21 protein-coding genes and 5 tRNA genes are annotated in these 22784 nt (G+C 71.4%); 18 read left to right on the top strand and 8 right to left on the bottom strand.

Translation table 11 applies throughout. The features are described 5' to 3' along the window. The first annotated feature begins 67 nt into the window (after positions 1–67). The 7 genes from RKD20_RS13150 to RKD20_RS13120 all read left to right on the top strand — a co-directional run bounded on the left by RKD20_RS13150 (position 68) and on the right by RKD20_RS13120 (position 2137). Positions 68–730, top strand: coding sequence for a DUF4241 domain-containing protein (locus RKD20_RS13150; protein ID WP_424877891.1), 663 nt, complete (start codon positions 68–70; stop codon positions 728–730). A 50-nt stretch (positions 731–780) separates the two neighbouring features. Beyond that, the gene (locus RKD20_RS13145; protein WP_424877890.1) at positions 781–1515 is read left to right on the top strand and encodes an HAD family hydrolase; all 735 of its coding nucleotides are present in this window, start codon (positions 781–783) and stop codon (positions 1513–1515) included. A 91-nt stretch (positions 1516–1606) separates the two neighbouring features. Further along, positions 1607–1678, top strand: a tRNA-Gln gene (locus RKD20_RS13140). 40 nt (positions 1679–1718) lie between these two features. After that, positions 1719–1791 (top strand) — tRNA-Glu (locus RKD20_RS13135). Positions 1792–1853: 62 nt separating this feature from the next. Then, positions 1854–1926: transfer RNA gene (locus RKD20_RS13130), tRNA-Glu, on the top strand. Positions 1927–1946: 20 nt separating this feature from the next. Next, positions 1947–2018 (top strand) — tRNA-Gln (locus tag RKD20_RS13125). Positions 2019–2064: 46 nt separating this feature from the next. Further along, positions 2065–2137 (top strand) — tRNA-Glu (locus RKD20_RS13120). 179 nt (positions 2138–2316) lie between these two features. Here the strand turns inward: RKD20_RS13120 and ndgR are convergent. Further along, complete coding sequence (gene ndgR / locus RKD20_RS13115; RefSeq protein ID WP_007384919.1) at positions 2317–3033, bottom strand: IclR family transcriptional regulator NdgR; 717 nt, start codon at positions 3031–3033, stop codon at positions 2317–2319. A 191-nt stretch (positions 3034–3224) separates the two neighbouring features. Between ndgR and leuC the strand changes: the two genes are divergently transcribed. The 4 genes from leuC (at position 3225) to RKD20_RS13095 (ending at position 6541) form a co-directional block, all read left to right on the top strand. Continuing rightward, a complete protein-coding gene (gene leuC, locus RKD20_RS13110; protein WP_020121017.1) occupies positions 3225–4649 on the top strand; it encodes a 3-isopropylmalate dehydratase large subunit in 1425 nt (474 codons plus the stop codon). Positions 4650–4654: 5 nt separating this feature from the next. Further along, positions 4655–5248 (top strand): 3-isopropylmalate dehydratase small subunit, encoded by a 594-nt coding sequence (gene leuD, locus RKD20_RS13105; RefSeq protein ID WP_356594125.1) that lies wholly within the window; start codon positions 4655–4657, stop codon positions 5246–5248. A gap of 277 nt (positions 5249–5525) precedes the next feature. Then, the gene (locus tag RKD20_RS13100; protein WP_007384922.1) at positions 5526–5756 is read left to right on the top strand and encodes a hypothetical protein; all 231 of its coding nucleotides are present in this window, start codon (positions 5526–5528) and stop codon (positions 5754–5756) included. Between the two features lie 137 nt (positions 5757–5893). Beyond that, a complete protein-coding gene (locus tag RKD20_RS13095) occupies positions 5894–6541 on the top strand; it encodes an HU family DNA-binding protein (RefSeq protein WP_424877889.1) in 648 nt (215 codons plus the stop codon). 72 nt (positions 6542–6613) lie between these two features. On the opposite strand, the gene RKD20_RS13090 is transcribed toward RKD20_RS13095, so the two are convergent. Together RKD20_RS13090 and cofC are read right to left on the bottom strand one after the other, a co-directional pair. Then, positions 6614–6805 (bottom strand): hypothetical protein, encoded by a 192-nt coding sequence (locus tag RKD20_RS13090; RefSeq protein WP_007384924.1) that lies wholly within the window; start codon positions 6803–6805, stop codon positions 6614–6616. Between the two features lie 9 nt (positions 6806–6814). Further along, positions 6815–7453: a 2-phospho-L-lactate guanylyltransferase gene (gene cofC / locus RKD20_RS13085; protein ID WP_424877888.1), complete on the bottom strand. Its 639-nt coding sequence runs from the start codon at positions 7451–7453 to the stop codon at positions 6815–6817. A 155-nt stretch (positions 7454–7608) separates the two neighbouring features. Here cofC and RKD20_RS13080 point away from each other — a divergent pair, with 155 nt between their 5' ends. The 3 genes from RKD20_RS13080 to RKD20_RS13070 all read left to right on the top strand — a co-directional run bounded on the left by RKD20_RS13080 (position 7609) and on the right by RKD20_RS13070 (position 10620). Beyond that, complete coding sequence (locus RKD20_RS13080; RefSeq protein WP_424877887.1) at positions 7609–8373, top strand: lysophospholipid acyltransferase family protein; 765 nt, start codon at positions 7609–7611, stop codon at positions 8371–8373. Continuing rightward, positions 8370–9380, top strand: a complete 1011-nt coding sequence (locus RKD20_RS13075; protein ID WP_424877886.1) for an NAD(P)H-dependent glycerol-3-phosphate dehydrogenase — start codon at positions 8370–8372, stop codon at positions 9378–9380. The genes RKD20_RS13080 and RKD20_RS13075 overlap by 4 nt, the downstream gene beginning before the upstream one ends. Before the next feature lie 82 nt (positions 9381–9462). Then, the gene (locus RKD20_RS13070; protein WP_424877885.1) at positions 9463–10620 is read left to right on the top strand and encodes a D-alanine--D-alanine ligase family protein; all 1158 of its coding nucleotides are present in this window, start codon (positions 9463–9465) and stop codon (positions 10618–10620) included. A 19-nt stretch (positions 10621–10639) separates the two neighbouring features. Here RKD20_RS13070 and RKD20_RS13065 read toward each other — a convergent pair whose 3' ends face one another. Continuing rightward, positions 10640–11122 carry a DUF3515 domain-containing protein gene (locus RKD20_RS13065; protein ID WP_424877884.1) on the bottom strand — a complete coding sequence of 161 codons (483 nt, stop codon included), beginning with the start codon at positions 11120–11122 and terminating at the stop codon, positions 10640–10642. 20 nt (positions 11123–11142) lie between these two features. Then, a complete protein-coding gene (locus RKD20_RS13060) occupies positions 11143–11376 on the bottom strand; it encodes an Lrp/AsnC family transcriptional regulator (protein WP_020121007.1) in 234 nt (77 codons plus the stop codon). A 206-nt stretch (positions 11377–11582) separates the two neighbouring features. On the opposite strand from RKD20_RS13060, the gene RKD20_RS13055 reads away from it, so the two are divergent. Continuing rightward, entirely contained in the window at positions 11583–12551 is a 969-nt protein-coding gene (locus RKD20_RS13055; RefSeq protein ID WP_424877883.1) for a thiamine-phosphate kinase, read from the top strand. Beyond that, entirely contained in the window at positions 12548–13345 is a 798-nt protein-coding gene (gene thiD, locus RKD20_RS13050) for a bifunctional hydroxymethylpyrimidine kinase/phosphomethylpyrimidine kinase (protein ID WP_424877882.1), read from the top strand. Before RKD20_RS13055 ends, thiD begins: the two co-directional genes overlap by 4 nt. Before the next feature lie 97 nt (positions 13346–13442). On the opposite strand, the gene rpmB is transcribed toward thiD, so the two are convergent. Beyond that, positions 13443–13628 (bottom strand): 50S ribosomal protein L28, encoded by a 186-nt coding sequence (gene rpmB, locus RKD20_RS13045; protein WP_007384934.1) that lies wholly within the window; start codon positions 13626–13628, stop codon positions 13443–13445. Positions 13629–13887: 259 nt separating this feature from the next. Here rpmB and RKD20_RS13040 point away from each other — a divergent pair, with 259 nt between their 5' ends. Next, complete coding sequence (locus RKD20_RS13040; RefSeq protein WP_424877881.1) at positions 13888–15606, top strand: DAK2 domain-containing protein; 1719 nt, start codon at positions 13888–13890, stop codon at positions 15604–15606. Between the two features lie 10 nt (positions 15607–15616). On the opposite strand, the gene RKD20_RS13035 is transcribed toward RKD20_RS13040, so the two are convergent. Together RKD20_RS13035 and RKD20_RS13030 are read right to left on the bottom strand one after the other, a co-directional pair. Beyond that, positions 15617–18550, bottom strand: a complete 2934-nt coding sequence (locus RKD20_RS13035) for a tetratricopeptide repeat protein (RefSeq protein ID WP_424877880.1) — start codon at positions 18548–18550, stop codon at positions 15617–15619. Then, positions 18550–20376, bottom strand: a complete 1827-nt coding sequence (locus RKD20_RS13030) for an HSP90 family protein (RefSeq protein WP_424877879.1) — start codon at positions 20374–20376, stop codon at positions 18550–18552. The genes RKD20_RS13035 and RKD20_RS13030 overlap by 1 nt, the downstream gene beginning before the upstream one ends. 165 nt (positions 20377–20541) lie before the next feature. Here RKD20_RS13030 and recG point away from each other — a divergent pair, with 165 nt between their 5' ends. Continuing rightward, a complete protein-coding gene (gene recG / locus RKD20_RS13025) occupies positions 20542–22767 on the top strand; it encodes an ATP-dependent DNA helicase RecG (RefSeq protein WP_424877878.1) in 2226 nt (741 codons plus the stop codon). Positions 22768–22784: the final 17 nt, after the last annotated feature.

Raw genomic sequence — 22784 nt, 5'->3', positions numbered from 1 at the left:
CGCGTCGCTGTCAGTGGTGCGCACTACTGTTCCGGCTCATCCGCACAAGATCCGGAAAGGCGCCCCCATGCCGATGTCCCCGCGCGACTACACCTGGCTGTTCACGCCCGGCAGCACCTTCGCCCTCGAGTCCGGCACCACCGGGGTGATCCACGTGGCCCAGGGCGGGGAGCTCGACCTGCCCACCGGACAGGTCGTCGCCTGCGACCCCTTCGTCTACCTCGGTTCAGGGGACATCGAGCCGTTCACGGTCTCCGTGTCCCCGGGCCGCTACCGCGTGGAGGCGGCCGTCGCGACCCTCGGCCGGCCCGACGAGCCCCCGGCCGGCAAGCCCCACCTGAGGGTGGCCGCCGCCCGCCTGGTCATACGCGACGAGCCCACCGCGACCTGGGAGTTGGCGCTGCGCCCCGAGCAGGACCTCGCGGAGCTCAAGGACGACGAGTTCTTCGGCTACGGCGTGGACGCCGGTACCGGCTGCTTCTACGACGCGGCGGCGGAGGAGGCCTTCCCGGAGGCGCAGGAGGACGAGGGCCCGCTGTGGGACGCCTTCGAGGACAGCGACTGGTCGGGCGGCCCGCACCTGGTCACGTCCCCCTCCACCGGGCGCACCCTCGCCGCCTTCACCTCCGGCTGGGGAGACGGCTTCTACCCCACCTGGATCGGGCGGTCCGCGACCGGCGAGGTCACCTGCTTCCTCACGGACTTCTTCGTCGCGCCCGACCCCTCCTGAGGCACCGCAATCACCGGACGGGCCCCCGCTGTCCGCGTTACCGTCGGATCATGAGCATTCGGGCCGTGGTGTGGGACGTCGACGACACCCTCTTCGACTACACGAGGGCCGACCGCATCGGAATGGGCCTGCATCTGGCGGCCGAGGGGCTGCTGGAGGCGTACGAGAGCGTCGAGCAGGCCATCGCGCGGTGGCGGGCGGTCACCGACGCCCAGTGGGCGCGGTTCTCGGCGGGGGAGGTCGACTTCCAGGGGCAGCGGCGGGACCGGGTGCGGGTGTTCCTCCGTCAGGAGCTGACCGACGCGGAGGCCGACGCCTGGTTCCAGCGGTACATCGCGCACTACGAGACCGCCTGGGCCCTCTTCCCGGACGTCCTGCCCGCGCTGGACGCCCTCGCCGCCAGTCACCGGCACGCGGTGCTGTCCAACTCCAGCATCCACGTCCAGGACCACAAACTGCGCGTCCTCGGTGTCCACGATCGCTTCGAGGTCATCCTGTGCGCCGCCGAGCTGGGCGTCTCCAAGCCCGAGGCGGGCGCCTTCCTCGCGGCCTGCGAGGCCCTGGAGCTGGCCCCGCACCAGGTGGCGTACGTCGGCGACCATCCGGAGATCGACGGCCGGGGCGCCGCCGAGGCCGGACTGCTGTCGGTCTGGATCGACCGGGACGGCGGTGTGCACGCCCAGGTCCCCACGCCCGCAGGACCGCGCCGCATCGCCTCGCTGGCCGAACTCCCCGCGATCCTCGGCGCGGATACCCGTTTTGGAGCCCCGTCCACCTTCGGGTAATGTTCTTCCTGCGCCGCCGGGGAGCGGGCCGAAAGGCCGGGAACCGGAGGAGCGAACTAGAACAAGATCCCCTCCGGGGCTTGCGTTCCAGTGGCCTATGGTGTAATTGGCAGCACGACTGATTCTGGTTCAGTTAGTCTTGGTTCGAGTCCAGGTAGGCCAGCTCGCAGAGCTCATCTGCAGGCGGAGATCAACTCCGCGAAGCCCCCGTTGTGTAGCGGCCTAGCACGCTGCCCTCTCAAGGCAGTAGCGCCGGTTCGAATCCGGTCGGGGGTACAGATCCTTCCCGGAGGGTCAGTCAGGGTCGCACCCGCTGACTCTCATGCAGGATCGCTAGGGCCCCCGTTGTGTAGCGGCCTAGCACGCCGCCCTCTCAAGGCGGTAGCGCCGGTTCGAATCCGGTCGGGGGTACGCGTTTCATCAAATCGCATTGGTCTATGGTGTAATTGGCAACACTACGGTTTCTGGTACCGTCATTCTTGGTTCGAGTCCAGGTAGACCAGCTCGGACCTGCGGCGTTGTAAATTAAACGCATGCAGGATCGCTAGGGCCCCCGTTGTGTAGCGGCCTAGCACGCCGCCCTCTCAAGGCGGTAGCGCCGGTTCGAATCCGGTCGGGGGTACATAGAGGAAGGCCCTCCACTTCGGTGGGGGGCTTTCGCCGTGTGCGGGGTCTGCTCGAAGCCGTATCGCATCAACCGTGCGTTGAGCACGAGGACTTCTGGACTCCCGTTGGTCCAGGACCTGCCGCGGCGCTGAGGCCGGTCCCTTTCCGAACGGGGTGACGACGATCCCGGTGCCCTCAACCGGTACGGCGCAGTGCCTCGGAGAGGCGGGCCGCCGCGTCGATGACCGCCTGGGCGTGCATGCGGCCGGGGTGGCGGGTCAGGCGCTCGATGGGGCCCGAGACCGAGACGGCGGCCACCACGCGGTTGGAGGGGCCGCGCACCGGGGCGGAGACGGACGCGACGCCCGGCTCGCGCTCGCCGATGGACTGGGCCCAGCCGCGACGCCGTACGCCCGACAGGGCCGTCGCCGTGAAGCGGGCGCCCTGGAGGCCGCGGTGCAGGCGCTCCGGCTCCTCCCAGGCCATCAGGATCTGAGCCGAGGAACCCGCCTTCATGGTGAGCGTCGAGCCGACCGGGACCGTGTCCCTGAGGCCCGACAGGCGCTCCGCCGCGGCGACGCAGATGCGCATGTCGCCCTGGCGGCGGTAGAGCTGCGCGCTCTCGCCGGTGATGTCCCGCAGATGCGTGAGCACCGGGCCGGCCGTCGCGAGGAGGCGGTCCTCGCCGGCGGCCGCGGCCAGCTCGGCAAGGCGCGGGCCCAGAATGAACCGGCCCTGCATGTCGCGTGCCACCATGCGGTGGTGTTCCAGAGCCACGGCGAGCCGGTGGGCCGTGGGTCGTGCCAGTCCGGTGGCCGCGACCAGTCCTGCGAGGGTGGCGGGTCCGGACTCCAGAGCGCTCAGAACAAGGGCTGCCTTGTCCAGAACGCCGACGCCGCTACTGTTGTCCATGAAACGATACTCACGTCTCACTCTGTGAAACGCAAGTTCCTTTTTTCGTGAGACGCGCAACCCTTGTAGGCACAGCGGCCCGCAGACCAACGGGCCTGGCGGCGGGTGCCCGGGAACAGGGGCCATGGGCGTCGCCTCCACAAGATCTTCTAGTTGGGTCGGCGCGGCTTTGGCCGACCGGAGGGAAAGCGATGGGTAGGACACTCGCGGAGAAGGTCTGGGACGACCATGTCGTCCGGCGCGCCGAGGGCGAGCCCGACCTCCTCTTCATCGATCTGCACCTGCTGCACGAGGTGACCAGCCCGCAGGCCTTCGACGGTCTGCGCAAGAGCGGTCGCCAGGTGCGCCGGCTCGACCTGACCATCGCCACCGAGGACCACAACACCCCGACCCTCGACATCGACAAGCCGATCGCCGACCCGGTCTCCCGGATCCAGCTGGAGACGCTGCGCAAGAACTGCGCCGACTTCGGGGTGCGCCTGCACCCGCTGGGCGACGTCGAGCAGGGTGTCGTGCACGTCGTCGGCCCGCAGTTGGGCCTGACCCAGCCCGGTATGACGGTCGTCTGCGGCGACTCCCACACCTCCACGCACGGTGCCTTCGGCGGTCTGGCCTTCGGCATCGGCACCTCCCAGGTCGAGCACGTGCTGGCCACCCAGACGCTGCCGCTGGTCCGCCCGAAGACCATGGCCATCACGGTCAACGGCGAACTGCCCGACGGCGTCACCGCCAAGGACCTGATCCTGGCGATCATCGCCAGGATCGGCACCGGCGGCGGCCAGGGCTACGTCCTGGAGTACCGCGGCTCCGCCATCGAGAAGCTGTCGATGGAAGCCCGCATGACCATCTGCAACATGTCGATCGAGGCCGGTGCCCGCGCGGGCATGATCGCCCCCGACCAGACCACCTTCGACTACCTCGAGGGCCGCCCGCACGCGCCCAAGGGCGAGGACTGGGACGCGGCCGTCGCGTACTGGAAGACTTTGAAGACGGACGAGGACGCCGAGTTCGACGCCGAGGTCGTCATCGAGGCCGCCGAACTGTCGCCGTTCGTCACCTGGGGCACCAACCCGGGCCAGGGTGCGCCGCTTTCGGCGAACGTCCCCGATCCTGCTTCGTACGAAGACGCTTCGGAGCGCCTCGCCGCCGAAAAGGCCCTGGAGTACATGGGGTTGGAGGCCGGCCAGCCGCTCGGCTCCATCAAGGTGGACACCGTCTTCGTAGGTTCGTGCACCAACGGCCGCATCGAGGACCTGCGCGCCGCCGCCGAGCTCGTCAAGGGCCGCAAAGTCGCCGACGGCGTACGGATGCTGGTCGTCCCCGGCTCCGCGCGCGTGGGTCTGCAGGCCGTCTCCGAGGGCCTGGACGTCGTCTTCAAGGAGGCCGGCGCCGAATGGCGGCACGCGGGCTGCTCGATGTGTCTGGGCATGAACCCGGACCAGCTGGCCCCCGGTGAGCGCTCCGCGTCCACCTCCAACCGCAACTTCGAGGGCCGGCAGGGCAAGGGCGGTCGTACCCACCTGGTGTCGCCGCAGGTCGCGGCCGCGACCGCCGTGCTCGGCCACCTGGCTTCGCCCGCCGACCTGTCCGACGCCCCTGCCGCCGCTGGAGTCTGAGAGTCATGGAAGCATTCACCACGCACACCGGCCGGGCCGTCCCGCTGCGCCGCTCGAACGTCGACACCGACCAGATCATCCCTGCTCACTGGCTCAAGAAGGTGACCCGGGACGGTTTCGAGGACGGACTGTTCGAGGCCTGGCGCAAGGACGAGAAGTTCATCCTCAACCAGCCCGAGCGCAAGGGCGCCACCGTGCTGGTCGCGGGCCCCGACTTCGGCACCGGTTCCTCCCGTGAGCACGCGGTGTGGGCGCTGCAGAACTACGGCTTCAAGGCCGTGATCTCCTCCCGCTTCGCCGACATCTTCCGCGGCAACTCGCTCAAGAACGGCCTGCTCACGGTGGTTCTGGAGCAGAAGATCGTGGACGCGCTGCAGGAGCTCACGGAGAAGGACCCCACGGCCGAGATCACGGTCGACCTGGAGGCCCGCGAGGTGCGCGCCGAGGGCATCACCGCCGCCTTCGAGCTCGACGAGAACGCCCGTTGGCGGCTGCTGAACGGCCTGGACGACATCTCCATCACCCTCCAGAACGAGGCCGACATCGCCGCGTACGAGGCCAAGCGGCCCTCGTACAAGCCGCGGACGCTGCAGGCGTGACCGCGCCCCTCCTTCGGAGCAACTGAACAGGTCGAGATTCGGCCACCTCAACACCCCTGCCGTACCCCCGATCAGCCCGATCGGGGGTACGGCCGTGTCTGCGTCCGGACGGCCTCGCGCCGGGCGACGTGCCCGCTCAACTTCCCACGTTACGGCGGGTGTTGTCGGGGTACGCGTCTCTTGTAGCCGTGACTCCCGGATGTGCCCGGAAGGCCGTTTGAGACGGCAGTTGCACCCCTAGCAGGCGACAACTCGCCCCAGATGGCACAATCTGTGCATGGAACACGACGGCCAACTCGAGCTCTATGCGGCAGTCGCGGACCAACTCAAGGAAGCGCACGCAAGAGTGCGCGCACTGCAAGTCCCGGAGGGCGTACGGATGGCGCTGACCCGGAAGCTGCTGGTCATTACGGCCGCGGCCAAGCACGACGTCGTCGAAGCGACAAGGCGTCTGGAGGGGTTCATGGCCGACCTCGACGCGGGTCGAATCCCGGAAGAGGAACGCTGAACAAGTCCAGAGCAGTCGAGTTCGTTGCGGCACAAGGGTGATAAGCCCGTTTCGTGTTTGATTTGCGGTATATATCTGCCTAACGTGCGAAAAAGCTTGAACACTTTCGTTCTGGCAATGTCTCCGAAGGGGAAGACGTGAACAAGGCGCAGCTCGTAGAAGCGATTGCCGACAAGGTGGGCGGCCGCCAGCAGGCCGCCGACGCGGTCGACGCGGTCCTGGACGCCATCGTCCGCGCGACGGTCGCGGGCGACCGGGTCTCGGTCACCGGCTTCGGTTCGTTCGAGAAGGTCGACCGGCCGGCCCGTTACGCCCGCAACCCCCAGACGGGCGAGCGGGTTCGGGTCAAGAAGACCTCAGTTCCGCGTTTCCGCGCGGGCCAGGGCTTCAAGGACCTGGTGAGCGGCACGAAGAAGCTCCCGAAGCACGACGTCGCGGTCAAGAAGGCGCCCAAGGGCAGCCTGACCGGCGGGGCTTCGGCCACGGTCAAGAAGGCGGCCGCCAAGAAGGCCACCGCCAAGACCGCCGCGGCCAAGAAGACCACCGCGAGGACGACGACGGCCAAGAAGACCACGGCCACCGCCAAGAAGACGACGGCGAAGAAGGCCCCCGCCAAGAAGGCCACCGGGACCGCCGCCAAGACCACCGCCGCGAGCAAGAGCACCGCCAAGAAGACGACGGCCAAGAAGGCTCCGGCCAAGAAGGCCACCGCCAAGAAGGCGCCCGCCAAGAAGTCGGCGGCTCGTACCACCACCGCCAAGAAGACCACGGCCCGCAAGAGGTAAGGGCACAGGGGTACTCACGCGCCGGGCCGGACTCCGCATCGGAGTCCGGCCCGCGGCGTGTGCAAGGGGGGTTCAGAAGGTCTGGAGCGTCACCAGGGTGACCTTGTCCCCGGCCATCTCGACGCGCACGCGCTGGCCGGGACGCAGCAGCCGCAGACCGCCCGCGTCGAACGCCGCCGCGTCGAAGGGCACGGGGGTGCCGTCGTCGAGGAGCACCTGCCCGCTGCGGCTTTCGGGGTCGTACGTGTACGCGGTCGCCTGCATGGCCGCAGCCTACTGCCCGGGGATCAGCAACCGCGCCGCGGCGGCGGCCGTCCGGGGACCCACCCCGAGCGCCAGCGCGGCCCGCAGGTCCTCGCCGGTGTCCACGTCCTGGCGTACGGAATCCACTGCGGTGAGCGGGAGTTCCGTAGCTCCCGAGGCGCGATGACGCGCGCGTGAATCCGGGCCGAAGGCGGGACTCAATTCCGCGTCCTTGCGGGCCGCCAGCAGAGTGGTGCCGATTGCCGCCGCGTCGGCGAGAAATGCGCGCGGGAATTCCGCGGCGGCGTCGAGGACCCGGGCCAATTCGAGCGGCCGTAGTGCCGGAAGATCGGCGTTCAGGGCGGCGAGGGCACTGTCGGGGCGCGTGGACCGTACGACGGCCGCCGCGTGCGCCAGAGCCGAGTTCAGGCCGCCTCGGGGCTCGTCGGTGACGATGTGGGCGCCCAGGGCCGCCAGCTCCCGGCCGGCCAGGGGATCGTCCGTGACGACCGCCACATCCCCGACCGCCGGGCAGGCCAGCGCGGCCGCCACGGTGTCCTGGGCGAAGGCGAGGGCCAGACCCGGGCGCACCCCGTCGCCGGCGGTGTCCGAGAGCCTGCTCTTGGCCCGCGCCAGGGGCTTCAGCGGGATGACCAACGTCCACTGCACCAGCGTTCCGTCCTTCTCTTCTCGCCGCCATTGTCACTCAGTCGTCACGCGCCCCATCTGGCGGTGTCGGTGGCGGGGCGTACGGTGTTCTCGACAGACAGACGGCCTGGGGCGACACTTGTGCGGCCCCCCAGGTCCAAGAGGAAGGTGTCCGCGTGCCCCGCCGCAGAATCGGCTTCTGGTACCGCCTGGCAGCGGTGATCGCCAAACCGCCGCTCGTGGTTCTGCTCAAGCGGGACTGGCGTGGAATGGAGCACATTCCGGCTGACGGCGGATTTATCACCGCGGTCAACCACAATTCGCACATCGATCCCTTCGCGTACGCGCACTTCCAGTACAACACCGGCCGCGTTCCGCGATTCCTCGCGAAGAGCGGTCTTTTCAACAAGGGATTCGTCGGCGTCATGATGCGCGGCACGGGCCAGATTCCCGTCTACCGCGAGACCACGGACGCGCTCAGCGCGTTCAGGGCCGCCATCGAGGCCGTGGAGCGCGGCGAATGCGTCGCGTTCTACCCCGAGGGCACCATCACCCGGGACCCCCACCAGTGGCCCATGATCGGCAAGACCGGCGCCGCGCGCGTGGCCCTGCAGACCAAGTGCCCGGTCGTCCCGGTCGCGCAGTGGGGCGCCAACGAACTGCTGCCGCCGTACGCCAAGAAGCTCCACGTCCTGCCGCGCAAGACCTCGCACGTCCTCGCGGGACCGCCCGTGGACCTGTCGCCGTTCTACGACAAGGAGATGACCCCGGACCTCCTGAAGGAGGCCACCGAGGTCATCATGGCCGCCGTCACCGCCCAGCTGGAGCTGATCCGCGGCGAGAAGGCGCCCGAGTCGGCGTACGACCCGCGCCGAGAGCGGATCGAGCAGCGGCGCAGGACCCGCGCCCAGAACGGCCACGAGGGGGAGAAGAGCAAGTGAGCAAGCCCGTCAAGGCGGCGGTTCTCAGCGCCGGTTCATGGGGTACGGCCTTCGGAGTCGTGCTCGCCGACGCAGGCTGCGAGGTCACCCTCTGGGCACGTCGTCCGGAGGTCGCCGAGGCCATCAACTCCAGCCGGACCAACCCCGACTACCTCCCCGGCGTGGAGCTCCCGCAAGGGGTCAGGGCGACCACGGATGCCGCCGAGGCCGCCGCCGGCGCCGACTTCACGATCCTGTCGATCCCCTCGCAGACGCTGCGCGCGAACCTCGCCGAGTGGACCCCGCTGCTCGCGCCCGACACGGTCCTCGTCTCCCTCATGAAGGGCGTCGAGCTCGGCTCCGCCATGCGGATGAGCGAGGTGATCGAGGACGTCGCGAAGGTCGGCGCCGACCGCATCGCCGTGGTCACCGGCCCCAACCTCGCGCGCGAGATCGCCGCCCGGATGCCGGCCGCCGCCGTGGTCGCCTGCACCGACGAGGCGGTGGCCCGGCGCCTCCAGGCCGTCTGTCACACGCCGTACTTCCGCCCCTACACCAACACCGACGTGGTGGGCTGTGAACTGGGCGGTGCCGTGAAGAACGTCATCGGCCTCGCCGTCGGCATCGCGGACGGCATGGGGCTCGGCGACAACGCCAAGGGCTCGCTGATCACGCGCGGTCTCGCGGAGACGACCCGGCTCGGACTCGCCATGGGCGCCGACCCGCTGACCTTCTCCGGACTCGCCGGTCTCGGCGACCTGGTGGCGACCTGCTCCTCGCCGCTGTCGCGCAACCACACCTTCGGCACCAACCTCGGCAAGGGCATGACCCTCCAGGAGACCATCGCGGTCACCCGGCAGACCGCGGAGGGCGTCAAGTCCTGCGAGTCGGTGCTGGATCTCGCCCGCAGGCACGGCGTCGACATGCCGATCACCGAGACGGTCGTCGGCATCGTGCACGAGGGCAAGTCCCCGGTGGTCGCCGTCAAGGAGCTCATGTCGCGCAGCGCGAAGCCCGAGCGACACTGAGCCACGACGTCGTTCTTTGCCTCGTTCGCCGCAGGGGTGGACGCTGTCTCAGGGCACTACCAACGGGTACTCTCAACGCGATATGAGCACCGAGAACCTCCCCCAGAACCCTGAGCAGCCGCCTCGCAAGCCGCGCGTGGCCGTCGTGTTCGGCGGGCGCAGCTCCGAACACGGGATCTCCGTGGTCACCGCCGGCGCCGTACTGCGGGCCATCGACCGGACCAAGTACGACGTCCTGCCGATCGGCATCACCAAGGACGGCCGCTGGGCGCTCACCGCCGACGAACCGGAACGCATGGCGATCACCGAGCGCCGTACGCCGAGCGTCGAGGAGCTCGCCGAGTCGAGCGAGGGCGGCGTGGTGCTCCCGGTGGACCCCGCGAACCGCGAAGTCGTCTACAGCGAGCCCGGATCGGTGCCCAAGGCGCTCGGCGAGGTCGACGTCGTCTTCCCCGTCCTGCACGGCCCCTACGGCGAGGACGGCACCCTCCAGGGCCTGCTGGAGCTCTCCGGTGTCCCGTACGTCGGCTCGGGTGTGCTCGCCTCGGCCGTCGGCCAGGACAAGGAGTACATGAAGCGGGTGTTCACCTCCTTCGGGCTCAAGGTCGGCCCGTACGTGGTGATCCGGCCGCGCGAGTGGGAGCGGAACGAGTCCGCCGCCCGCAAGAAGATCGTCGACTTCGCGGGCGAGCACGGCTGGCCGCTCTTCGTGAAGCCCGCGCGCGCGGGTTCGTCGATCGGCATCACCAAGGTCGACGACCTGTCCGGCCTGGACGAGGCGATCGCGGAGGCGCAGAGCCACGACCCGAAGATCCTCGTGGAGGCGGCGCTGCGGGGCCGTGAGATCGAGTGCGGTGTCCTGGAGTTCGAGGACGGCCCGCGCGCGTCGGTCCCGGCCGAGATCCCCCCGCCGCAGGAGCACGCGTACTACGACTTCGAGGCGAAGTACATCGACTCGACCCCGGGGATCGTGCCGGCGCCGCTCACGCCCGAGGAGACGGCCGAGGTCCGGAGGCTCGCGGTCGACGCCTTCGAGGCGGCTTCCTGCGAGGGCCTGGTCCGCGCCGACTTCTTCCTCACCGAGGACGGCGAGTTCGTGATCAACGAGATCAACACGCTCCCGGGCTTCACGCCGATCTCGATGTACCCGCAGATGTGGGAGAAGAGCGGGATCAGCTACCCGGAGCTGGTGGGCCGGCTCATCGAGGCGGCGCTGCGCAGGTCGACGGGGCTGCGGTAGCCGGTCGGCAGTCGGTCGGTCAGTCGGCGATCCCTTCGGGGATCGCCCTCTTTATGCCGGACGCGAGGTCCACCAGCGGTGCCATGCCGTCCGCGGTGCGGTCCTTGGGGATCGTCACCTCGACGTACGCCCTGCGCAGGGTCGTGGTGAACCGGAACGACCCGTTGTCCTGCTTCTCCAGCAGCCACCCGACCCCGTTCACCTCGACCCCGTCGGCCTCCGGATCGTTCATCTTCGAGGGCCGCACGACACCGCACCGCAGTATGATCGCCGGGTCACCCCAGCCCGCGGTCAGTGCGGACGCGGGCTCGGGATCCCGACGGTCCTGGTCGTCGACCTTGGACGGCAGGACCCGGTCCAGTTCTCGGCACAGCTTCGTGACGCCCGCCCCCGGCGAGGGAACCGCCGCCGACGCGCTGTCGTCTGCGGAGGAGCAGCCCGCGACCGTGATCAGCAGGGCGAGCGCGGACAGACCGAGAGGCCGGTGACGGAAGAAGTTCACCGGCCAAGGGTAGACGGGGGCTACAGATGGACGACCGGGCAGGTCAGGGTGCGGGTGATGCCGTCCACCTGCTGGACCTTGGCGACCACCAGCCGGCCGAGGTCGTCCACGGTGTCGGCCTGTGCGCGGACGATCACGTCATACGGTCCTGTCACGTCCTCGGCCTGGATGACTCCAGGGATCTTGCTGATCGTCTCGGCGACGGTCGACGCCTTGCCGACCTCCGTCTGGATCAGGATGTACGCCTGTACCACGGAACCTCCAGGGCGGCCACGAGGATCATGTGGGGAAAAGGAACGCCACGGTATCGCGTCGCCGCTCGTCGCGGGGAGACCCGCGAAGACGCGGACACCCGTGCCGGGGTGCGGACACGACAGAAGTTCACGGTCCCCTCGACCGTATCGAGGACACTGATGACGCGCGACCGGGCACGGCACGGCACAGAAGGGGCGTAAGGGCAATGAAGGGCACTGTTGGTGAGCTCGGCGAGTTCGGGCTCATCAGGGAGCTCACCTCCCGTCTCACCACCACGCCGGCGGTCCGGGTGGGCCCCGGCGACGACGCCGCGGTGGTCGCCGCGCCCGACCGCAGGGTGGTGGCGAGCACCGACATCCTTCTGGAGGGCCGGCACTTCCGCCGCGACTGGTCCACGGCCTACGACGTCGGGCGCAAGGCGGCCGCGCAGAACCTCGCCGACATCGCCGCCATGGGCGCCGTGCCGACCGCCCTGCTGCTCGGCCTGGTCGTGCCCGCCGAACTCCCCGTGACCTGGCCCTCGGAGCTCATGGACGGCCTGCGCGACGAGTGCCAGGTCGCGGGCGCGTCGGTGGTCGGCGGGGACGTCGTACGCGGGGACACGATCATGGTCTCCATCACCGCCCTCGGCGATCTGCGGGGCCAGGAACCGGTGACCCGGGGCGGCGCCCAGCCCGGCGACCTCGTGGCGGTGACCGGCTGGCTGGGCTGGTCGGCGGCCGGGTACGCGGTGCTCGCCCGCGGCTTCCGCTCGCCCCGCGCGTTCGTGGAGGCGCACCGGCGCCCCGAACCGCCGTACCACGCGGGCCCGGCCGCCGCCGCGCTCGGCGCGACCGCCATGTGCGACGTGAGCGACGGGCTGATCGCCGACCTCGGACACATCGCCGAGGCCAGCAAGGTCCGTATCGACATCAGGTCCGGTGCGATCGACATCCCGAGCCAGATGAACGACATCGGGCAGGCCGTCGGTGTCGACCCCATCCAGTGGGTGCTGACCGGGGGCGAGGACCACGCCATCGTGGCGACCTTCCCGCCGGACGTGAAGCTCCCGGCCCGCTGGAAGGTGATCGGCGAGGTCCTCAACCCCTCGGCGCTGCCCCAGGTGACGGTCGACGGAGCGCCCTGGACCAGCAAGGGCGGCTGGGACCACTTCGGCGGGGACATCGAGTCGTGAAGCCCCTGGTGCTCACGGTGGCCGGGTCCGACTCCGGCGGAGGCGCCGGAATCCAGGCCGACCTGAAGACCATGCTCGCGCTCGGCGTGCACGGCATGAGCGTCGTCACCGCCGTCACCGCGCAGAACTCCCTCGGCGTGCAGGGTGCCTGGGAGCTGCCGGTGGAGGCGGTGCGGGCCCAGTACCGCAGCGTCGTGGACGACATCGGCGTCCAGGCCGTCAAGACCGGGATGCTCGCCTCGGCCGAACTCGTCGAGACGGTGGCCGAGTTGATCGGCACCACGGACGCCCCGGCCGTGATCGACCCGGTCGGGGTCTCCAAGCACGGCGACTCGCTGCTGGCCGCCTCCGCCCTGGACTCCGTCCGGCGACGGCTCCTTCCGGTGGCCACCGTCGCCACCCCGAACCTCGACGAGGTGGCCCAGCTCACCGGCGTCCTGGTCGAGTCGGAGGAGCAGCTGAGGGAGGCCGCCGCGGCCGTCCTGTCGTACGGACCGAAATGGGTGCTCATCAAGGGCGGCCATCTCCCCGGTGACGCCGTCGACCTGCTCACCGACGGCTCCGCGGAGCACTGGCTGCGCGCGCCCCGCCACGACAACCGGCACACGCACGGCACCGGCTGCACCCTCGCCTCCGCGATCGCCTCGCACCTCGCGCGGGGCCGGTCAGTGCCGGAGGCGGTGACGGCCGCGAAGGAGTACGTCACCGGGGCGATCACCGCCGGATTCGCGCTGGGCGGCGGGATCGGACCCGTGGATCACGGATGGCGGTTCCGTCAGGACGCGGGCGCGTAGTACGTGGAGGCGCGCGGACACGGCAAAAAGCCGGCCCACCTCTCGGTGGACCGGCTCAGTGCAGCGAACAAGCAGTGGCCGCGCGCTTAGCTGTGCGTCAGCGCGAGACCTTGCCGGCCTTGATGCACGAGGTGCAGACGTTCAGGCGCTTCGGCGTCCCGCCGACCACAGTACGGACGTGCTGGATGTTCGGGTTCCAGCGACGGGACGTACGGCGGTGCGAAAACGACACGCTGTTGCCGAAGCCCGGCCCCTTGCCGCAGACGTCGCAGTTGGCAGCCACGGGTCACTCCAAAGACTTCAGATGCACTTACGGTTGGATCCCGGCAGCAAGCCAGGATCGAGATCGTAGGATCAGAGATCTGAGTGGCACTGCCAGGGGAATGGCCCGATCAGGATCGGGCAACCGGAGCAGCATACAACGACTGCGCCAGTAGAACGAAACTACCATGGCTGATCAGGCACTCGCTCCCGGCCCACTTCCGGCGGACACCCGCCCGGGGTCTACGCTGCGTCCAGTCCAGGAGCCCGAGGAGGCGCAGGTGGCGCAGGTGCCGCAGACATTCTTCGATGCTCTCGCGGTGCGCACCTGGTGCGGTCTCGCGCTGCGGGCGCTGGGTCGGGCGCGCGAGGAGATCGACGCGATCAACGTCTATCCCGTCGCCGACGGGGACACCGGCACCAACCTGTATCTGACGGCGGAGTCGGCGTCCGCGGCCGTGGAGGCCGTCTTCGAGGCCCACGACGCCCACGGCTCGGGGAAACCGGCACTGGCCGACGCCGCGCGCGCGATGGCGCACGGAGCCCTCATAGGCGCCCGCGGCAACTCGGGCACGATCCTCGCCCAGCTGCTGCGCGGCATGGCCCAGGTGCTCGCCGCCGACGGTGAGACGACTCACACGGACGGCGAGGGACTCCGGCTCGCCCTGCGGCGGGCCGCCGACTCCGCCCGCCAGGCCGTGGCCCACCCCGTGGAGGGCACCGTCCTCACGGTCGCCTCGGCCGCCGCCGACGCGGCCGGGAGAGCGGAGGGCGGCTGCGGGACTGTCGCCCGGGCCGCCTACGACGGGGCGCGCGCAGCCCTCGCCGCGACACCCGGCCAGCTGGCCGTCCTGGAGCGGGCGGGAGTGGTGGACGCCGGCGGGCGCGGGCTGGTGGCGGTGCTCGGGGCTCTGGTGGAGACGTTCACGGGGGAGGTGCCCAGGGCGGCGGTGCCGGTGACGAGCGGCCCGGAGTACGCGCGCGTGGCGGGCGACACGGACACGACCTCCCCCGCGGGCTCCGCCGAGATCCTCACGGACTCCCCCGACGAGTGCGCCGACGCCCCGGGCACCGGTGGCCCCGCCTTCGAGGTGATCTACCTCCTGGAGGCCGACGACACCGCCGTCGCGCGGCTGCGGCAGCGGCTCGACGGGCTCGGGGACTCCCTCGTGGTGGTCGGCGGCGACGGACTGTGGAACGTCCATGTGCACGTCGACGACGCGGGCGCCGCCGTGGAGGCGGGCGTCGAGGCCGGGCGGCCGTACCGGATCCGCATCACGCACTTCGGCCTCGGCGACGTGCACACCACCGGCGCCGAACGGCCGCCCCGCGAGCCCGCCCAGCGGGCCGTCGTCGCCGTCGTGCCCGGCGAGGGCCTGGCCGGCCTTTACGCCGAGGCCGGCGCGACCACCGTGCTCGCCCGACCCGGGGAGCCGCCCGCGAGCGGGGAGCTCGTGGAGGCCGTACGACGGGCCCACGCGCGCGAGGTCGTGCTGCTGCCCAACGACGCCGACCTGCGCCACACCGCGGCCGCCGCGGCCGAGCAGGCCCGCACGGAGGGCATCCGGGTCGCGCTGATCCCGACCCGCTCCGCGGTCCAGGGCATCGCGGCGCTCGCCGTGCACGAGCCCGAGCGCCGGTTCGACGAGGACGTCGTGCAGATGACCTCGGCGGCCGGCGCGACCCGCTACGCCGAGGTCACCGTCGCCGAACGACAGTCCTGGACCATGGCCGGCATCTGCCAGGCCGGCGACATCCTCGGGCTCATCGACGGGGACGTGGCGGTGATCGGCTCGGACGTCGCCGGCACCGCCGAGGCCGTCCTCGACCGCATGCTCTCGGCCGGCGGCGAGCTGGTCACCCTCGTCCTCGGCGACGAGGCCCCCGAGACCGTCGCCGACCACCTGGAGGCGCGCGTACGGGAGTCCTACCTCGCCGTCGACACGGTGGTGTACCGGGGCGGACGGCAGGGGGCCGTCCTGCTCATCGGCGTCGAATAGCCCCTGGGCGTCAGCTGTCCTGCCCCTCCATGAGGCCCAGCAGCTGTTCCGCCTCGGCCCGCCGCGCCTGTGCCGTGCCGTCGGTCCCGTCCGTGTCCCCGTCCCCGTACGCGTGGAGCACCGCACGCGCGCGTGCCGCCCCCTCCGCCGGCCGGCCCAGGTCGGCCGCCAGCCAGCCCGCCGCGAGTTCGGCACCGGTGCGGGCGTCCAGGGCGCCGTCCCCGAGCGAGCCGAACACGACGATCGCCTCCACCACCTGGGCCAGCGCCTCCTCCAGCACCGCCCGGATCGAGTCGTCCTCGGCGTCCTCGGGCACGGAACGGGCGATCAGGTCCCCGAACTGCCGGTGGGTGTGCCCGAGTTCGCCGACGAGCCGCTGCCGCGCCTCCTCGTCGTCGTCCCGCGCGTCCCCCAGCGCGGCCTCGCACTCCCGGACCGCGTCCGCCATCAACTCCCGTGCCGCGTCCGCCCCGTCCTCCGCACGCAGTGCGAGCCAGGCGCGGGCCCGCAGGGAGCGGACGAGGCCGTGCACGTTGCCGAGGTCCCGCCACAGAGCGCCCGCGCGCGCGTACGCGCGGTCGGCCTCGGCGGGCAGCCCCGCGGCACCGAGGGACTCGGCGGCGAGGTGGGCGAGCGTGGCGTGGTCGTGCTGCTCGGGCCAGTGCCGGGCGATCTCGGCGGCCTGAAGCCGCCGTTCGGCCGCCTCCCGGTGCTCGCCCAGCTCGCTGAGACAGTCGCCGAGCCACCACCGCGCCTGTACGACCGCGCCCTCGCCGTGCCGCTCCGCGCTCAGGTCCGGCAGCGCCGACTCCAGCACCTCCGCGGCCTCGGCCCACCGCCCGAGACCCAGCAGGAACCCGCCCAGCTGGTGCCGGGCCAGGGCACCCAGCGTCGGCGCCTCCCCGGCCTCGTCGGCCCAGTGAGCGGCCTCCAGGGCATGCTCGGCGGCCTCCTCGGCCCCTCCCCGGCCCCCGACGACCTCCGCGAGCTGGAGATGCAGCTGGGCCCGTCCGACCGCCTCCAGGTGCGGCCCGCCGTGCTCCAGGGCCGCCCGCAGGGCCCGTTCCGTCCCGGCCGGGTCCCCCAGGTGGTGCAGGAGCCCGGCCAGCCGGGCCTCGTACTCCACCGCGAACCACGGCAGGCCCGCCTCCACGAACGCCGTCGCCGCCCACGTGAACAGCTCGGCCGCCGTCGGAAGGTCCCCGGTCCGCGCGGCCAGCTCCGCCAGCATCGCCTGCCCCTCGGCGACCCGCGCGGCGAGCCGCACGTCGTCCCCGGTCCGCCCCTCGACGAGGGCCAGCACCTCCCGTACGGCCGACTCGGCGTCGCTCAGGAACGCCTCGTCGTCGCCCTCGTGCACCCGCCGCATCAGGATCCGCGCCCGGGACATCAGCACCGACGCGGTCTGCCGTACGCCCGTGTCGTCCACGGAGTAGAGCGCGAGGACCTCGTCGTACGGCCCGGCGACCGCCGCGAGGGCCTCCTCCACCTCGCCCGCCAGCGCGCGCACGTACGCGGCACGCGCGCGTGCGGCCAGCGCCTCGCCGGGGTCGCCCGCCGCCGCGTACAACTCGGCCGCCCGCTCGAACAGTTCGACGCCCTCGGGGCCCAGGTCCATCGCCTCGTGGTCGGCGATCTCCGCCCGGTCGCGCGGGTCCAGCTCTACGCCCTCGGCGGCCCGTGCGACCGCCGCCCACGCCTCCACGGCGTTCGGCCGGAGGGTGTCCGACAGCCGCCGGGCCTCGGCGACCAGCGCCGGCAGATCGGGTTCCCGGGCGGGCGCGGGGGCCGTAGGGGCCGCCACGGGAGCGGCGGCGGTCCGGACCGCCCGCACTCCCAGCGGCAGCCGTTCCACCAGCGGCCGCTGCGCCATACGCGCGCGCGTCCGCTCGCTGACGTGGGCCGTGCCGTTGCGCTCGTCGAAGCGGGCCGCCAGCGCGAGCGCCTCCCCGCGCGCGTGGACGGCGAGTTCGGCCGCCGTCCAGGACCGGCCCGCGGGCCCCGGCACCGGCCGCTCGCCCAGGCCCAGCCCGGTCAGCCGGTCCATCAGCAGGGCCACCACGGCCGTGAAGTCCAGCCTGCTGCGCGGATGGCCGTCGTCCGTGAAGTACGCGGGGCGCTCCGCCAGCAGCTCCAGGCCGCGGGCCTCGTTGCCGCTGAGCGCGCAGAACTCGACATGGTCCGCGTAGGCGCCGCGCATGCTCTCCATGGACCGCACGAGGCGGAAGCCCCGCAGATGGTTGGCGCGCGCCTCGTCGAGGCGGCCCAGGCGCAGCAGCGGCCCGAGGGAGGACGCGAGGGCCGCGTGCGGCTCGTGGGCGCACGTGAACTCGCCCTCCAGGACCGGCGCCCACAGCTCCAGCGCCTCCTCGTCCCGCCCGCGCTGCGCCTGCCACCAGCCCTGCTCGTGCAGCTCGCAGGCGTGGCAGTCGGCCATGCCGTCCCGGTCGGCGGCCAGCCACGCGACGTACGCGCGCTCGGCCCGCTCCAGATCCCCGACGTGCGCGGCCACGCTGTGCTCGGCGCTGCGCACGGCCCGCTCGGAGTGCCCGGCCAGCCGGTAGCGGTGCTCCATCTCGCCGAGCCACTTCTCCATGGCGGCGAGCGGGATGTGCGGCTGGTCGAGCATGCCGGCCGTCATCCACTTGAAGACCCAGTGCAGCGCGTGCGTCTCGTACTCGTCGAAGTCCTCGGGGTGCTCGTCCCACATGCGCAGCAGCCGTGCGAAGGGGACGAACATCTTGGCCTTCTCGGAGCTGTAGTTGTAGACCTTCAGCTGGTGTCCGAGCGCCTCGATCACCGCGAGCGGGATGTTCAGCTTCTCCGCCTCGGCGAGCAGCTGTTCCGCGCGCGCGTTGCGGGCGGGCCCCTCCGGTTCCTCGCCGTTCTCCGCCATCGCCCGGCGCAGCGCGTCGAAGGCCGCGCTCCCGTCGACTCCGCTCATCAGCGGCCCTCCTCGCCGTTCGTGGCCCACTCAAGGAGACCTATGAAGGCCCGGTTCAGCAGCGCCGAGTCCGCGGGCCTGAGCGGCCGCTGGGCCATCAGCAGTGCCTGCCCGTACAGGGACTCGGTGGCCGTGCCCATCAGCTCCGGGTCGCCGAGCGAACCGATCCGCCGTACCAGCGGGTTGAGATGGTTCAGCACGAGACGCGCGCGGGGGGCGTTTCCGCGCAGCGAGCCGAGGATGCCCGCCCACAGGTCGTCCGCCCGGTCCTCGGCCTCCGCCCGCGCCTGTTCGTGCCGCGCGTCCCGGTCGTCCAGGTGCAGCGCGGGCACGGACAGCGGCCGGAAGGCACGCAGGACCACGTCACAGCCCAGCGGGTCCAGCCTGGCCCGCGCGGCCGCCAGGAAACCGGACAGCGCCAGCTCCTCGGCCGGATCGACCAGGTCCATGTGGGCGGTGACGGTGTCCGCGTCCAGCTCGGCGACGACCGTGCCCGGGCGCACCGAGGGCAGCGCCTCGACCAGGTCGCTGTCGTACGTGTAGCCGCCGTTGACCACCCCGACGCCCTGCGCCGACGCGATCGCCGCGACCTGCCGGTACTCCTCGACGGTCCGCGTGAAGTGCACCACCGCGTGCCGCTGCGCGAACTCCTCCAGGGACAGCCGCCCGTCCGTCGTCTCGAACGGCAGCCAGGGCAGCATCGTGCGCAGCATGTCCTTGTCGTGCCGCGCGAGCGACTTCACGCCCAGGTGGTGCACGGACAGGAAGGCCGCGAGCCGCTCCGGATCCCCGGCGGCAAGACCCGTCAGCCAGGACCGGATCCGCTCCCCGAGCGCGTCCCGCACGGCAGCCAGCGTCTCGTCCTCGTACAGCGACTCGCGCGACGCCGTGGGCCGCAGGCTGTCGGTGTCCAGGACACAGCGAACGAAGAACGCCCAGTCCGGCAGCAGCTGTTCGGCCCGCTCCGTCAGCAGCATGCCCTTGAGGTGCACGCGATGAGTGGCCCGCTGAGCGGGACTGACCGCCGAGGGCAGGACGTACGCCACGCCCCGGATCCCGGCCAGCGGCACGTTCAGCTCGATCGAGTCCAGTGGGGTGAAACCGAACAGCCCGTGGCAGTGCCGGGCCAGGGCCACCCGGCGGGTGGCGGGGGAGGGGTACGGCCGGTCCCAGGGCGCGGGCAGGTCGGTGACCGCCTCGTCGCCGACCCGGACGTCGTACGGCAGCAGGGAGCCGAAGTCCTGGGCGAGCTGGAGGACCCGGTCGGGCGACAGCCACTCGCCGGCCCCCGCCCGTGCCACCAGATGCACCGTGGTCCCCGGCTCCGGGCGGGCCTCATGGGGCAGCGTCCGCACCCGGTAGGAGCCGTCGTCGCTCGCCGTCCACTCCACGGGCGGCGCGTCCGGCGTACGGGCGCTGCGGCTGACCACCCGGATCCGCTCGGCGACCACGAAACAGGCGAGCAGACCGATCCCGAACTGCCCGAGGAAGTCGGAGCGGGCCTCCTGAAGCCCCTCGGCCCGCTTGGAGCTGCGTCCGATGGTGGCCAGCAGGCTGTGCACGTCCGCCTCGGTGAGCCCGACCCCGGAGTCCTCGACCCGCAGGGTGCCGTTCTCGGCGTACAGCCGTACGCGGGCCGGGGCGTCCGGCTCCTCGGCCCGCCGGGCCGTGATCGCGTCCACCGCGTTCTGGAGCAGTTCGCGCAGATAGACCTTGGGGCTGGAGTAGAGGTGATGGGAGAGGAGGTCCACCAGACCGCGCAGGTCGACCTGGAACGTATGAGGTTGCTGAGGTACCTGGGGTGTCTGTGAGGTCTGGGAATCCATCGTCGCAGCGCCGGTGGGGGGAACATTCGCACGGCGCGGGGTAGGGCGGTCCCGGATGGGGCGGAATCCGCGGATGGCCGGAGCGCGCCATCCTAAGTCCCCAACCAGCCGTCTGACCAGGGGTTTCCCGGGACGTATACGGCAATGTCAGTGGTGTGGTGTGCAATGGATCTCGTGCCCGCACTGGAAGAACCGTTGAAGAAGGTGCTCGGCCCCGCCACCGCGAAGGTGATGGCCGAGCATCTCGGCCTGCACTCCGTAGGCGACCTCCTGCACCACTACCCGCGCAGATACGAGGAGCGGGGGCAGCTGACCCACCTCGCCGACCTGCCCATGGACGAGCACGTCACCGTGGTCGCCCAGGTCGCCGACGCCCGGCTGCACACCTTCGCCTCCGCCAAGGCGCCGCGCGGCAAGGGGCAGCGGCTGGAGGTCACCATCACGGACGGCAGCGGGCGCCTCCAACTGGTCTTCTTCGGCAACGGCGTCCACAAGCCCCACAAGGAACTCCTGCCGGGCACCCGCGCGCTGTTCGCCGGCAAGGTCTCCCTCTTCAACCGCCGCCTCCAACTGGCGCACCCGGCCTACGAGTTGCTGCGCGGCGCCGACGACGAGGCGGCGGAGACGGTGGAGTCCTGGGCGGGCGCCCTGATCCCCCTCTACCCCGCCACCGCCAAACTGGAGTCCTGGAAGATCGGCAAGGCGATCCAGACGGTCCTGCCGAGCGCGCAGGAGGCGATCGACCCCCTCCCAAAGTCGCTGCGCGCGGGCCGCGGCCTGCTTCCCCTCCCCGAGGCCCTCCTCAAGATCCACCGCCCGCACACCAAGGCCGACATCGCCGACGCCCAGGCCCGCCTCAAGTGGGACGAGGCCTTCGTCCTCCAGGTGGCCCTCGCCCGCCGCCGCCACGCGGACGCCCAACTCCCCGCGGTGCCGCGCAAGCCTGCTCCCGACGGCCTGCTCTCGGCCTTCGACGACCGCCTGCCCTTCACCCTCACCGACGGCCAGAAGAAGGTCTCCAAGGAGATCTTCGACGACCTGGCGACGGACCATCCGATGCACCGGCTGCTGCAGGGAGAGGTGGGCTCGGGAAAGACATTGGTGGCCCTGCGCGCCATGCTCGCCGTCGTCGACGCCGGCGGGCAGGCCGCCATGCTGGCCCCCACCGAAGTGCTCGCGCAGCAGCACCACCGCTCGATCGTGGAGATGATGGGCGAGCTCGCCGAGGGCGGGATGCTTGGCGGATCCGAGCAGGGCACCAAGGTCGTCCTGCTCACCGGCTCGATGGGGACGGCCGCGCGCAGGCAGGCGATGCTGGATCTGGTCACCGGTGAGGCCGGGATCGTGATCGGCACGCACGCGCTGATCGAGGACAAGGTGCAGTTCCACGACCTGGGCCTGGTCGTGGTCGACGAACAGCACCGGTTCGGGGTCGAGCAGCGGGACGCCCTGCGTGGCAAGGGGAAGCAGCCGCCCCACCTCCTCGTCATGACGGCCACCCCCATCCCGCGCACGGTCGCCATGACGGTCTTCGGCGACCTGGAGACCTCCGTCCTCGACCAGCTCCCGGCCGGCCGCTCCCCGATCGCCAGCCATGTGGTGCCGGCCGCGGACAAGCCCCACTTCCTCACCCGGGCCTGGGAACGCGTCCGCGAGGAGGTGGAGAACGGCCACCAGGCGTACGTCGTCTGCCCCCGCATCGGCGACGACATCGACGAACCCGCCGACCCCAAGAAGTCCGCCAAGAAGAAGTCCCCCGAGGACGAGGCGGAGAAGCGTCCACCGCTCGCGGTGCTCGACGTGGCGGACCAGCTCACGAAGGGCCCGCTGCACGGCCTGCGCGTCGAGGTGCTGCACGGCCGTATGCACCCCGACGACAAGGACGCGGTCATGCGCCGCTTCGCCGCCGGCGAGACCCACGTCCTGGTCGCCACCACGGTCATCGAGGTCGGCGTAAACGTCCCCAACGCCACGGCGATGGTCATCATGGACGCCGACCGCTTCGGCGTCTCCCAGCTCCACCAGCTGCGCGGCCGGGTGGGCCGCGGCTCGGCGCCCGGGCTGTGCCTGCTGGTCTCGGAGATGCCCGAGGCGAGCCCGGCCCGCCAGCGCCTGAACGCGGTGGCGTCGACGTTGGACGGCTTCGAGCTGTCCCGCATCGACCTGGAGCAGCGCCGCGAGGGCGATGTCCTGGGCCAGGCCCAGTCCGGCGCCCGGACCTCGCTGCGGGTCCTCGCCGTGATCGAGGACGAGGAGATCATCGCGGAGGCGAGGGAAGAGGCGACGGCGGTCGTGGAGGCGGACCCGGAGCTTTCGGAACTGCCCGGCCTGCGGACGGCCCTGGACGCGCTTGTGGACGAGGAGCGGGAGCAGTACCTGGAAAAGGGCTGAGAAACTGAACCCGTAAC

The organism is Streptomyces sp. SLBN-8D4, from assembly GCF_049739545.1.
GTDB lineage: Bacteria > Actinomycetota > Actinomycetes > Streptomycetales > Streptomycetaceae > Streptomyces > Streptomyces canus_C.
The sequence above is the reverse complement of the archived record's forward strand: the minus strand, read 5'-3'. Positions and strand labels throughout refer to the sequence as shown.